At 71.0% G+C, this 12,272-nt stretch carries 9 protein-coding genes; 2 read left to right on the top strand and 7 right to left on the bottom strand.

Annotated elements, in window-relative coordinates; all coding sequences use genetic code 11:
- Positions 1-5: 5 nt before the first annotated feature.
- Positions 6-1,985 (bottom strand): TonB-dependent siderophore receptor, encoded by a 1,980-nt coding sequence (locus ASD35_RS19000; RefSeq protein ID WP_056876531.1) that lies wholly within the window; start codon positions 1,983-1,985, stop codon positions 6-8.
- Between the two features lie 103 nt (positions 1,986-2,088).
- Positions 2,089-4,173, bottom strand: a complete 2,085-nt coding sequence (locus tag ASD35_RS18995) for a beta-galactosidase (protein WP_056876530.1) — start codon at positions 4,171-4,173, stop codon at positions 2,089-2,091.
- Between the two features lie 206 nt (positions 4,174-4,379).
- Between ASD35_RS18995 and ASD35_RS18990 the strand changes: the two genes are divergently transcribed.
- Positions 4,380-5,132, top strand: a complete 753-nt coding sequence (locus ASD35_RS18990; protein ID WP_056876529.1) for a DUF72 domain-containing protein — start codon at positions 4,380-4,382, stop codon at positions 5,130-5,132.
- 7 nt (positions 5,133-5,139) lie between these two features.
- Here ASD35_RS18990 and ASD35_RS18985 read toward each other — a convergent pair whose 3' ends face one another.
- The 5 genes from ASD35_RS18985 to ASD35_RS18965 form a co-directional block, all read right to left on the bottom strand.
- Positions 5,140-6,654, bottom strand: coding sequence for a hypothetical protein (locus tag ASD35_RS18985; RefSeq protein WP_056876528.1), 1,515 nt, complete (start codon positions 6,652-6,654; stop codon positions 5,140-5,142).
- A 72-nt stretch (positions 6,655-6,726) separates the two neighbouring features.
- On the bottom strand, positions 6,727-7,704 hold the full coding sequence (locus ASD35_RS18980) for a hypothetical protein (RefSeq protein WP_056876527.1): 978 nt from the start codon (positions 7,702-7,704) through the stop codon (positions 6,727-6,729).
- A gap of 13 nt (positions 7,705-7,717) precedes the next feature.
- Positions 7,718-7,933, bottom strand: a complete 216-nt coding sequence (locus ASD35_RS18975; protein WP_056876526.1) for a hypothetical protein — start codon at positions 7,931-7,933, stop codon at positions 7,718-7,720.
- A gap of 184 nt (positions 7,934-8,117) precedes the next feature.
- Positions 8,118-8,915: an NRDE family protein gene (locus tag ASD35_RS18970; RefSeq protein ID WP_056876525.1), complete on the bottom strand. Its 798-nt coding sequence runs from the start codon at positions 8,913-8,915 to the stop codon at positions 8,118-8,120.
- Between the two features lie 7 nt (positions 8,916-8,922).
- Positions 8,923-10,311, bottom strand: a complete 1,389-nt coding sequence (locus ASD35_RS18965; protein ID WP_056876524.1) for an L-serine ammonia-lyase — start codon at positions 10,309-10,311, stop codon at positions 8,923-8,925.
- Positions 10,312-10,372: 61 nt separating this feature from the next.
- Here ASD35_RS18965 and ASD35_RS18960 point away from each other — a divergent pair, with 61 nt between their 5' ends.
- On the top strand, positions 10,373-12,226 hold the full coding sequence (locus ASD35_RS18960) for a diguanylate cyclase (RefSeq protein ID WP_162254495.1): 1,854 nt from the start codon (positions 10,373-10,375) through the stop codon (positions 12,224-12,226).
- Positions 12,227-12,272 lie beyond the last annotated feature (46 nt).

Below are 12,272 nucleotides of genomic sequence, written 5' to 3'. Positions count from 1 at the left end.
AGGATTCAGAGTGCGAGCCGCCAGTCCAGGCGCAGCGTGCGCCCCGGTTGCGGGATGCTGCTGAGCACGGTGTCGGGCGTCGCCGGGTCGAGGTTGCGACGGTCCAGCGCGTTGTTCACGTGCAGGGCCAGGCTCTGGCGCGCATTGAGCCGGTAGCTCAGGTGCGCGTTGATGCTGGAGGTGGACGGCACCTCGACACGGCCCAGGCGGGCGCCGAGCAGGTTCCATTCCACACCCAGCTGCCAGCGCTGCCACTGCGGCGTGATGGCGTGGCCCTTGAGCATCCACGTCGGTGCGTTGGTGAGCCGCGCGCCGGCCTCGTTGCGCGCGTCCATCCACGACGCGCTCGTGCGCCACAACCAGCCGCTGGCCGAGCGCTGCTCCACTCCCAGGTCCACGCCGCGCAGGCTGACCCGGCCGATGTTGCGGTACTGCACCAGCGCATCGACGGCATCGTCCAGCGGCACCAGCTCGATGAGCCGGCTCATGCGCGTGTAGTAGGCATTGGCGCTGAAGGCATGGCCGCTGGGCAGCAGGTATTCCCAGGCGGCCTCGACGGCGTTGACGCGCTCCGGTTTCAACGCCGTGTTGCTGAGCTGGGTGGCGCCGCCGTCCTCGTAGAAGCGTTCGTACAGGTTGGGCGTGCGGAAGGAGCGCGCCCACATCAGCTTGAGCGACTCGCGCTCGTCGGGCCGGAAGGCCAGCACCGCGCGCGGCGACAGCGCCGGCGCGAAGCCACGCACGTGATCCAGCCGCAGGCCGGTGGTGAGGTGCAGCGCCGACGACAGCCGCCACTGGTCCTGGGCGTAGACGGCTGCGGAGTCCTGCGTGACGTTGGAGTCGAGCACCGATGCATGCGGCTCCACGTCGTAGTTGCGCTGCAGGCCGTAGGGCGAGGTGCGCACTTCCGCGCCCAGCATCACCTGGTGGTTGAGCAGGCCGCGCCAGAGGATGCGGACCTCCAGCGTCGTCCACTGCGCGCGCGCCACGTCCTTGTTGACCAGGTCGGGCGCCTGCTCGAACACGTAGCGGCCGCGGAAGTCGTAACCCGCCACGCTCAGGCGCACGCTGCGGCGCACGTCGTCCTGCCAGCCGGGGTCATAGGCGACCTCGCCGAGCACGAGGCTGTCGCTGTAGGTGGTGCCCGGCACGCCGGCCAGCGTGCCGTAGGGCGCGGTCGCCGCGTCCTTCTCGCGGCGCACCGCGTTCAGAGAGAACCGCCAGGCGCCATGGCGCAGCTTGGCCAGCAGCGCGGCCTGGCGCTCGCCGTCCAGGCCGCGCACCCAGCCGTCCGGCGTGCCGAGTTCGGGCAGGTAGAGGTTCTCGCCGGCGCTGCGCTGCAGGTTCAGGCCGACGAAGAGATCCTGGTCGGCCGCCGCGCTGGCGCCGTAGTGCATCTCGACGCGGCGCAGGCCCAGCTCGCCGATGCTGCCTTGCGCGGTGAGGCCCGGTGCATCGGCGCCGTTGAGCGTGACGACGTTGACGACGCCCAGCAGCGCATTGCTGCCGTAGACCGAAGAGCCGGGGCCATGCACCAGCTCCACGCGCTTGACCCACTCCGCCATGACCGGCAGCTCCAGCTGCGGCAGGCCCTGGTCGTAGATGGCGTCGTTGACGCGCTGGCCGTCGACGGCCATCAGCACGCGCGAGCTGTAGTCGCCCGGGCGGTTGAAGCCGCGCAGGCCCAGCGCGCTGTAGGTTCGCGAGTTGCTCAGGTAGACGCCGGGCAGCCGCGCCAGCAGGTCGCCGACGGTCTGGTGCCCGAGGGCGTTCGACGTCTCGCGCTCCAGCACGCTGACTGAAGCCGGGGCATCCATCAGGCTCTGCGCATAGCGCGAGGGGCCTTGCACCTCGCGTTTGAGCAGGGCTTCCAGGGCGGCGTCATCGGCGGTGTCGGACGCCGGCGCGGCCGCCGCGGGCAGGGCGAGCGCAACCAGCCAGGCCAAGGCAAAGGTGTGGCGTGTCACGGTGTCGGTCGCCGTCATTGCGACGGCCGAAGGGAGATGAAGAGGAGCTTAGCCTTGGGTCCGCGCGCGGTCGTTGTCATATGTCACGACGCCCGCCGGATTCGAGCGCGTGTTACAGGCGCTATTCCTCGACGATGGCCACGCCCCATGGCGGCAGTGCCACCTGCCCGCCCTTGTCCACGCGTTGCCCCGACAGCAGTTCCGTGCCGGCGTCGAACGGGTTGACGACGGTGAGCTCGCTGGCCGAGTAGTTCAGCAGGTAGTGGACCGGCCGGCCGTTGTTCGACACCCCGCTGCGCACGACGGCCGGATGGTGCAGGCGCTGCTGGGCGCCCCACAGCCCGGCGCGCCGCACGGCCTCTTCCAGGATCTTCTCGGCCAGCACATCGCCGGGCATGAAGCCCATGTAGGTCACCTCGCCGGCGCCATGCCGGTTGCGGGTCAAGGCCGCATAGCTGCCCCAAACCGGGTGCTGGTAGCGGGCCAGCACCTGGGCGGTGGTGGGCGTCAGCAGCTCCATCCACCAGCGCACGCTGTTGGCCGGCTGGCCGACCTGGTAGGGGTCGCCGGCCAGCGACACGTCCTCGGGCACGGTGAACTGGCTGTACTTCACGCCGGCCGCCCCGGCGATCGCGCCGGGCTGTTGCGTATGGCGGACCTTCACGTTCTCGTCCGAGAAGCCGCTCTTGAATGTGTAGAGCAGGTGCCCGCCGGCGTGGGCGAAGTCGTTCAGGCGCTGGATCTCTGCGTCGGAGGCGGCATACAACGCCGGGGCAACGATGAGCTTGTAGGCCGACAGGTCCTGCGTGCCAGGGTGGACGAAGTCGACCTCGACGTTCATGCGGTACAGCGCGTCGTACAGCGACCGCAGCACCTCGTTGTAACCCTTGTCGTAGCCGGGCCCGAACTTGAAGGCGTTGGTGCCGGTCAGCGCCCGGTTACTGACGTAGAAGGCCACCCGGTTGTGCTTGCGCAGGTTGGCCAGCCGGGGGCCCAGGCGCTCGAGTTCGGCGCCGATGACCTTGGCCTCCTCGTAGGTCGGGTTGGGCTGGTAGTCCTGCGCCAGCAGGCCGCGCCAGTAGGTCTCGATGGCGTTGGCCGTGCTGCCCCAGTGCCAGTACTCGACCATGTTGGCGCCCGAGGCGATGTGGCTGTAGGCCTGCAGCCGCAACTGGCCGGGGTAGGGCGTCCAGCCCGGGAAGCCCATGGCCTGCGTCTCCAGCAGCAGGTAGTTGCGGTTGCCCTTGAGCGAGCGGGTCAGGTCGCCGCCGAAGGCGATCTCCGCGCCGGTCAGCTTGCTTTGCCCCGGGTGGTAGATGTCGACACCCGCGATGTCCAACGCCTTGGCGGCCTCGAAGTGGTCGACAACCGACTGGACGCCGTAGGAACCATCGCGCCAGTCGAGGTCGAAGTTGTGCGTGACGAACTGGTCCTTGCGGCCGTGCTGGCGCACGAGCGCGGCCTGCCAGGCGAGGAACTCGGTGACCAGCCCGCGCTGGAACTCCGCGAACGCGGACGACAGGCTGGCGTTGATCGAGCCGTTCACGGAAGGGAAGTCCTCCCAGCGGTTGACGCGGTTGCTCCAGTAGTTCAGGCCGAAGGCGTGATTGAGCTGGTCGAGGTCGGGGAAGCGCTTGCGCAGCCACTGCTGGAACGCCGCCTGCACGTTGGGGCCGCTGGTCTCGTAGGGCTTGGTCTCGTTGTCCACCTGGTAGCCGATGACGGCGGGGTGGTCCTTCACGCGCTTGACCAGCGCCACGATGACGCGCTCGCAGGCCTTGCGGTACTCGGGGTCGGTGATGTCCATGTTCTGGCGTGCGCCGTACTGCGCCTTCACGCCGTTCGGGCGCTGCACCAGCACGTCGGGATGCTGGCGCGCCAGCCAGGTGGGGATGGCGTAGGTCGGCGTGCCGACGATGACCTTGATGCCCGCCTTGTGCATGGCGTCCAGCACGCGGTCCACATGGCTGAAGTCGAACACGCCCGGTTGCCGCTCCAGCGTGCCCCAGGTGGATTCGGCGATGCGCACGACGCTGATGTGGGCGGCCTTCATCATCGCCACGTCCCGCGCCAGGCGGTCCTCCGGCGTGTATTCGTCGTAGTACGCCACGCCGAAGAGGACGGTGTCGGGCATCTGCGCCTGGCTGAGGCCGGGGGCGGTGATCGCCAGCGCCAGGGCCAGCCAGCTTGAAATGGGAAGCTTCATCGCTTTGCAATGGTTGGAGTCGACGGGCAGGCGGGTCGAACGCCGCGGCACGGGCTGTGCGTCGCGCAGCGTAATGGATGCTCAAGGAGCCGACCTGCCTCGCCAGCGTCCTTGCTCAAGGCGCTGAGCGCTTGACGGATTGCCCGGCCACGCAATCGCGTCGTTGTCCGACGCGGCCGGCGCGGGCGCGGCCCTAGCCTTCGTGCATGCCTGACCCGAGCAGCACGCACCCAGCGCCAGCACGCGCCTTCATCGGCACGGCCGGCTGGTCCATCCCCGCCGCGGTGGCCGACCGATTTCCGGCTGAAGGCTCGCAATTGCAGCGTTATGCGGCCGTGATGAACGGCGTGGAGATCAACTCGTCCTTCCATCGCAGCCACCGCCCGCAGACCTACGAGCGCTGGGCGGCGAGCACGCCGGCGCATTTCCGCTTCGCGGTGAAGTGCCCGAAGCAGATCTCGCATGAAGCCCGGCTCGACGGCGTGCAGGAGGCGCTGGCGAGCTTCGTCGGCGAGGCAGGCGCGCTGGGGCGCAAATGGGCCGTGCTGCTGGTGCAGTTGCCGCCGTCGCTGGCCTGCGATGCGCGGGTGGCCGGGAGGTTCTTCGAGCAGGCAAGGGCGGCCTACGGTGGCGCCATCGTCTGCGAGCCTCGCCACGCGAGCTGGTTCACGCCCGAGGCCGTGCGGATGCTGCGTGACCATGGCATCGCGCGCGCCGGCGTCGACCCGGCCAAATGGCCGGGCGCCGACGAGCCGGTGGTGCACCGTCGCCTGGCGTACTGCCGCTGGCACGGTTCGCCGCGCCTGTACTGGTCGCCCTACGAAGAGGACTGGCTGCGCGCCCGGCTTGCGTCGCTGCAGGCCCGGCCGAAGAGCGCGGCGTGCTGGTGCATCTTCGACAACACGGCCTCGGGCGCGGCATTGCACAACGCGCTGGAACTGCAGGCCATGCTGGCCTGACTGGCATTCACCACTTGCAACCCTTGCCGCGCACCGCGTCGACCGCCAGCGGCACGACGGCGAGGATGCCCGCGTTGGCGTAGGCGTTGCGGCAGTCCTTGTTGGCGGCGTCCTCGATGGACTGCTCCAGCTTGGACTTGCGCTCCGGCGGCGGCGGCAACAGGTCCACGAGGCCAGGGCCGCGGCGCGAGGCCATGTCGCCGCCGCGCGGCAGCGAGAGGTTGAGCGGCGCACGCACCGCGCTGGCGGCGGCCGAAGGCGGTACAGGCAGGTCGGGGCCCAGGCGCGGGCCCGCCTCCGGCGAACCGGCCGAGGCCTTGGGCGCGGCGTAGGGGTTGGCGTTCGGATCGCCGCGCGCCGGGCCGGCCGGTGCGCTGACCTGGCCGGGTAGCGCGCCGGACAGCTCGGGCAGCGTGGAGCCCCCCGGCGGCGCCTGCATGCTGCGTGCGCTGGGGGCCGGCTGCAAAGGGGCAACGCCGCTGGCGCCGTCGGCGGCCTCCAGCCGGCGCACCGGTGCGGGCAGGTCCTGCGCACCGGGCAGGGCGGGCGCTGCCACGCTGGCGCTGGGCGTTCGCAGCTCACCTTGGCGGGCTAGCGGGGTGACGGCGGTGCCAGCCGCGGCGGGCGCTTCCAGGCGCTGCACCGGTGCGGGCAGGGCAGCGCCGGTCTCGGGCTGCGCGATGGCGGCCGGCGCCGCACGCAGCTCGGCCGGGCGGGGCAGGGGCGTGGCGACGCTCGTGTCGGCGGGCGCCTCGAGCCGGCGTACCGGCGGCGGCAGATCGGCGCTGGGCGCTGCGGTGGCCGGCGCGGGCGCGGTGCGCAGTTCGGCGGGCCGCGGCAGCGTGGCGGCGGCAGGGGCCGCGGGCGCGGCGTCCAGGCGGCTCACCGGCGCGGGCATCTCGGCAGGCAGCGTGGGCAGTTCGGCCGGCCGGGCGGGGGGGCGCAGGTTGGCGGCCGGCTGCAAAGGCGCCAGGGCAGCGTCGGGGCGCGTCTCCAGGCGGCCGACGGCGGTGGTGGGCAGCTCCGGCGCCGGCAACTGCGAAGGCGCGCGGCGCGGCGGCGGGCTGAGGTCCTGCCGCTCGATGGGACGGAAGCCCTCGGGCAGGGCGAGCGTTGCCGGACTGGGCGGGGTGGGCGACACCTCCTCGGTGCGCGCCGCCTCGGGTGGCACATCCAGCGGGTTCCAGCGGCCTGCTTCGGCGGCGCCGGTCTCCGCCGCGGCCGCAGGGGCGGGCGGGGTGGGGCGCGCCTGGCTGCCCTGGCGCTGCGCGTTGGTGGGCGCGCCGTTGTCCTGCGGTTCACGCGTCGGGTCGCCGGGGGGGGCGCCCGGTGCGCCGCCGCTCTTGCCCGTGAGCTTGACGGTCAGGCTGCCCCACACGCCCTGCCCGGGCGCGGCGGTGCCGGTGGCGTTGCCGAAGACCAGCACCAGCCAGATGTGCAGCAGCACGGCCAGCAGCAGGCAGCGCTGCAACTGGCGCGGGTCGGGCGGCGGGCGGCGGAGGGCGACGACGGCGGCTGTCACGGCGGGGGATTGTGGCCCGCCGCCGCAAGGCGTTTGTTACCGGCCTCGACGCGCCCGGAGGCCGGCCGTGGCTTAGAGCACGCGCAGGGTGACCAGCGTCTGGTTCAGCAGCTGATAGCCGATCTCGCCGAAGGTCATCGGGCCGGCCACGCCGCCGATCGCCTGGCCTTCGAGCTCGCCATGCACATAGTTCAGGATGCAGTTGCAGGAGAACACCTGCCCGCCGCTTGGCGCGGCCGCGATCCGCTCGCGCAGCGCGGCGGCGTGGCCGGCCACCGGCTTGGCGAAGCGATACGCGACCTGCGGGAACACCGGCGCATACAAGTCCACGGACGTGTCGTTGACGCGCTGGATCGACGCGTTGATGGCCGCGCCCGAGAAGTCGCCCACCAGCGGCAGCTTGCCGTCGTCCAGCCCCCTGCTGCGCAGGTAGCTGGCGAAGTCGACGCGTTCGCCGTTGACGAGGCAGTGCCGGACGTGCATGCCGATCTCGTCGAAGGTCAGTACGTCGCCATCGCCGGCGTCGAACAGGTTGACGATGTCGATGGTGGCGAGGCGCTCCGGCGGCAGCGTGACATGCACGACGACGACGCCGTTGTCGGTCTTGTTGCCGGTCTTGCCGTCGTACACCTTCGCGCTCGCCTGGCCGATGTCGGCGAGCCGCACGCCCGCGACCCAGCCCGCCACCGGGCGTTCGAACGCCAGCGGATGGTTGGGCACCTCGGAGGCATAGCGGGTCAGCGACGCGCTGCCCGCGGGAACGATGGCGATCGCGAAGCCGTTCTCCGGCACCTCGTCGTGGATGCGGCCGATCTGCGCCTCGTCGTAGGCGCGCACGGTGCAGGCGCCGACATCCGTCAGGTCGGTCACGAAGACCTTGCCCTCGACGTCGCTGGTGCCGCCCTCGGGCAACATGAAGTAGGAGCAGGTGCCACCGATCCATTGCCCGTGCGGCAACTGGTCCAGCGACTCTTCAGGTCCTGCGATGGTGAGCGTGCGCCCCTGGCGGATGAGTTCCGCGGCGCTCTGGATGCTGGTCAGCGTGTTCATGGGATTGCCTTGTTCAGAGCGTCGAGAGTTGTTGCACTTCATGGGGCAGCGCGCGCTCCCATTTCGAGAAGAACGCGTGGATTTCGCGCGCCTTGGCGGCCGGGGCGTCGGTGCTGCGCTCCAGCCGCTTGATCATCAGCTGCGTGCCCAGGTGTTGGGTCTTCATGCGCGTCAGCGCGCCGCTTGCAAGCCGTTGCCAGCAGGGGTGTTCGGCGGAAGGTACGGGCATGGGTCATCTCCAAGACGGTGGATTCGGTCTGCGTTTTCCGGCGCCCTCAAGGCCCCGACGCGTCCACTCTAGAAGCCATCGATCGGCACGCCAATGCCGGAGCGCCGCAAGGTTGACTGCGGTCAAGCAGCGGGCTGAATCAGCCGCATTGCGTGAATACTTTGGCGCTGCGAGGCCGCAGCGTTCAGGGCCAGCCAGCGAGCCTGTGCACGACCGGCGCGAGCCAGCGGCCGTCGGCGGCGACCGTGCGCTCGATGACGCTCGTCGCACCACCGGCCTCGCGAACCAGCACCGTCGAGCAGCGCGTGCCGTAGCGCGCGATGCCGGGGCTGGACGGGTCCGTCATGCGGACGAAGCCCGCCGACAGCAGGCGCTCCCGATCGAGGCCCACGCCCGTGTCCGGCAGCGCGGCGTCGGGTGCTGTCGTGGCGTCGGCGAGAGCGCCCAGCAGCTGATCGGCCAGTTGCGCTGCCGACGTCGCAGTGGCGAGCGCCAGCGCCAGTTCGGCCTTCAGGGCGACGGTCTTGGGCCAGGGGGTGTCCATGGCGGCGTTGGACAGGCCATGGATGCCATCCGCGAGCGGCACGGCCCAAGCGTGGCGGTTGCCGATCCAGTGCCAGGCGTTGCCTCCGACATCGGCGGTGACGAGGTTGAAGCCGTTATAGCCGCCGGCCAGGCGTTGGGCGAAGGCCGGTGCGCTGTCGGCGGCACGCAGCCAGTCCACGACCAGGGCGCCGCGCGAGGGTGCGTCGGGGTTCTGCCGGCCAGGCTCGCGCACGTTGGTCAGCAGCGCCAGCCGGCCGGCGCGCGTGAGGCCGAACCAGGTGCCGCCAGCGCTCAGGTCGCGACCGGCCAGGATGTCGGGCCGGTCCGGCCACCAGCACATCGGCTCCGCGGCGCGGGCGAAAAACTCGTCACGGTTGGCGGCGATTACGAGCGGGAAGCGCGGATGGGCGTTCAGCGCGAACGCGGCGAGGCACATGGCCGCTTCAGCACTCGACGATGTTGACGGCCAGGCCGCCGCGGGCGGTTTCCTTGTACTTGGTCATCATGTCGGCGCCGGTGTCGCGCATCGTCTTGATGACCTTGTCCAGGCTGACGAAATGCGTGCCGTCGCCGCGCAGCGCCATGCGCGCCGCGTTGATGGCCTTGACCGAGGCGATGGCGTTGCGCTCGATGCAGGGGATCTGCACCAGGCCGCCTACGGGGTCGCAGGTCAGGCCCAGGTGGTGCTCCATGCCGATCTCGGCGGCGTTCTCCACCTGCTCGGGCGTGCCGCCCATGACGGCACAGAGCGCACCCGCAGCCATCGAGCAGGCCACGCCCACCTCGCCCTGGCAGCCGACCTCGGCGCCGCTGATGGAGGCGTTTTCCTTGTAAAGGATGCCGATGGCGGCGGCGGTCAGCAGGAAGTCGACGACGCCACGGTCGGTGGCGTGGTGGACGAAGCGCGTGTAGTAGTGCAGCACGGCCGGCACGATGCCCGCGGCGCCGTTGGTGGGCGCCGTGACGACGCGGCCACCAGCGGCGTTCTCCTCGTTGACGGCCAGCGCATAGAGGTTGACCCAGTCCATCACCTGCAGCGGGTCGCGCAGCGCGGCCTCGGGGTTGGCGGTCAGGTCGCGGTGCAGCTGCGCCGCGCGGCGCTTGACCTTGAAGCCGCCGGGCAGCACGCCCTCGGTCTTGCAGCCGCGCGTCACGCAAGCCTGCATGACGTCCCAGATCTTCATCAGGCCGGCGTCGATCTCGGCCTCCGTGCGCCAATGGCATTCGTTGCGGCGCATCAACTCCGCAATGGAGATGCCGTGGCGCTTGGTCAGCTCCAGCAATTCGTCGCCCGACTTGAAGGGGTAGGGCAGCACGGTGGTGTCGGGCGCGATGACCTTTTGCTTGCTGCCGTCGGCCGCCACCTCGTCGCTGACGACGAAACCGCCGCCGACCGAGTAGTAGACGCGGTTGGCGATCTCGGCGCCGTCGGCGTCGAAGGCGATGCAGCGCATGCCGTTGGCGTGGAAGGGCAGGGTCTCGCGGCGCTTGAAGACCAGGTCGCGCGCTTCGTCGAAGGTGACGGCGTGCTGGCCGAGGATCTGCAGGTGGCCGGCGCGGATGTCGGCCAGCAGCAGCGGGATGGCCTCGATGTCCACGGTGTCCGGCTCGTGCCCCGCCAGGCCCAGCAGCACGGCCTTGTCGCTGCCGTGGCCCTTGCCGGTGGCGCCGAGCGAGCCGTAAAGGATGACCTGCACGCGGGCGACGTTGGGCAGCAGGCCGTCATGCTGCAACCGCAAGCCAAACAACCGTGCCGCGCGCATCGGCCCGACGGTGTGCGAGCTGCTCGGGCCGATGCCGATCTTGAAGAGGTCGAAGACGGAGACTGCCATGGGAGCCTTTCGGGAGGAACTGGGCTGGAACGGTTGCAGGCGCTGCCTACACTCCCGCCCCATGAAAAAAAGGTGTTGGGGCGGGCGCCACCAGGTCTGGCGGTGGTGCGTGGTGGGGGTGTTGTGGCTGTTGTCGGGCGTCGCCTGGGCGGGCGGCATCGACCTGCAGGCCCTGCCGGCCGATGGGCTGGCGCTGGGGCCGCACTGGGAGCTGCTGCAGGACGCCGACCGCAAGCTGGACCTGGACGGGGCGGTTCGCGGCGACTGGCAGCCGAGCACGGCCAGTGGCGAAGCCGTGTCGTTCGGCTACACCGGCGCCGCGGTGTGGCTGCGCCTGCCGCTGCGCAACGGCGGCAGCCAGCCCGTGCAGGCGATGCTGGACATCAGCTATCCGCTGCTGCAATACCTCGACGTGATGTTGCTCGCGCCGGACGGCACGGCCGTCAGGCACGAGACCGGCTACCAGCGCGCCTTTGCGCAGCGGCCCTGGCCGGGGGGCAACTTCAGCGTGCCGGTCACGCTGGCGCCGGGCGAGACGCGGACGTTGATGCTGCGCGTGGCGTCCGCCAACTCGCTGATCGTGCCGGCACGGCTGTGGCGCGCCGACGCCTTCCCGCGCTTCGACCAGCGCCGGCTGGCCGTGCAGATGCTGTATTTCGGGCTGGCGCTGGCGGTGGGCCTCTACAACCTGGTGATCTTCCTGCTGCTGCGCGACGCGTCGTTCGGCTGGTACGTGCTGTTCGCCGGCAGCATCGCGGCGGCGCTGGCCTGCTTCACCGGCATCGGCAGCAATTTCCTGTGGCCGGACGCGCCCTACTGGCAGCAGCGCGGCGTGAACGTGCCCGGCTCGGTGGCGGCCATCGCGCTGATGATGTTCTCGCGCCGCATGCTGCGCACGCCGCAGACCATGCCGCGGCTGGACCTCGGGCTGCGCGCGCTGATCGCACTGAATGTGCTGCTCATCCCGTTGCTGATGGGCTGGTTCGCGCAGACGGCGCCGTTCTGGGCCGTCTGCAGCGCCACGACGGCCGCGCTGCTGCTGGCCTGCGGCATCACCGGCACGCTGCAGCGCCAGCGCAGCGCCTACTTCTTCGTCGTGGCCTTCAGCGTGCTGCTGGTGGCCGTGCTGCTGGGCCATATGCGCAACCTGGGCGTGCTGCCCAGCAACCTGATCACCAGCGCCGGCACCCAGGCCGGCTCGGCGGTCGACCTGCTGCTGCTGTCGCTGGCGCTGGCCGACCGCTATGCGCGCATGCGCGCCGACAAGGAGCAGGCCCAGGCGCGCGCGCTGCAGGCCGAGCAGGCCCGCGTGCAGGCACTGACCGACAGCGAACGCGTGCTGGAAGCCCGCGTGCTGGAGCGCACCGCGGCGCTGGAGGCGGCCAACCGGCAGCTCGAGCTGATGAGCCAGACCGACGGCCTGACCGGACTGGCCAACCGCCGGCATTTCGACGCGGTGCTGGCGGCCGAATGGGCGCGCGCGCAGCGGGCCGGCCAGCCGCTCGGGCTGGGCCTGCTGGATGCCGACCTGTTCAAGGCCTACAACGACCGCATGGGTCATGTCGCCGGCGACGACTGCCTGCGCCAGATCGCGGCCGTGCTGGCCGAGACCGTTGGCCGGCGCAGCGGCGAGCTGGTGGCCCGCTACGGCGGCGAGGAGTTCGCCTTCATCGTGCCCGGCGCCGGCGCTGCACAGATGCTGGCGCTGGGCGAGCGCATCGTCGCCGCGCTGCGCGCGCGGGCGCTGCCGCACCCGGCCAGCCCCACGGGTCATGTCACGGCCAGCATCGGGCTGGCGGCCGAAGTGCCCGTCGCCGATCGCCACCCGGAGCTGCTGGTGCAGACCGCCGACGAAGCCCTGTATGCCGCCAAGGCGGCCGGGCGTGATCGGGTGTGGCTGGCGCACGAGGGCTAGGACCGGTACTTGGGTGTTGTCGGGCACCGGCGCGCCGCCTTCGAGC

Source organism: Pelomonas sp. Root1444, assembly GCF_001426885.1.
Lineage (GTDB): Bacteria > Pseudomonadota > Gammaproteobacteria > Burkholderiales > Burkholderiaceae_C > Pelomonas.
Note: the sequence above shows the minus strand (reverse complement) of the source record. Positions and strands in the feature narration are given on the sequence as shown.

Bases quoted from the DNA above. Each gene is read 5' to 3' on its own strand.
- ASD35_RS19000 (WP_056876531.1), bottom strand. From the start codon at position 1,985: ATGACGGCGACCGACACCGTGACACGCCACACCTTTGCCTTGGCCTGG.
- ASD35_RS18995 (WP_056876530.1), bottom strand. From the start codon at position 4,173: ATGAAGCTTCCCATTTCAAGCTGGCTGGCCCTGGCGCTGGCGATCACC.
- ASD35_RS18990 (WP_056876529.1), top strand. From the start codon at position 4,380: ATGCCTGACCCGAGCAGCACGCACCCAGCGCCAGCACGCGCCTTCATC.
- ASD35_RS18980 (WP_056876527.1), bottom strand. From the start codon at position 7,704: ATGAACACGCTGACCAGCATCCAGAGCGCCGCGGAACTCATCCGCCAG.
- ASD35_RS18975 (WP_056876526.1), bottom strand. From the start codon at position 7,933: ATGCCCGTACCTTCCGCCGAACACCCCTGCTGGCAACGGCTTGCAAGC.
- ASD35_RS18970 (WP_056876525.1), bottom strand. From the start codon at position 8,915: ATGTGCCTCGCCGCGTTCGCGCTGAACGCCCATCCGCGCTTCCCGCTC.
- ASD35_RS18965 (WP_056876524.1), bottom strand. From the start codon at position 10,311: ATGGCAGTCTCCGTCTTCGACCTCTTCAAGATCGGCATCGGCCCGAGC.
- ASD35_RS18960 (WP_162254495.1), top strand. From the start codon at position 10,373: ATGAAAAAAAGGTGTTGGGGCGGGCGCCACCAGGTCTGGCGGTGGTGC.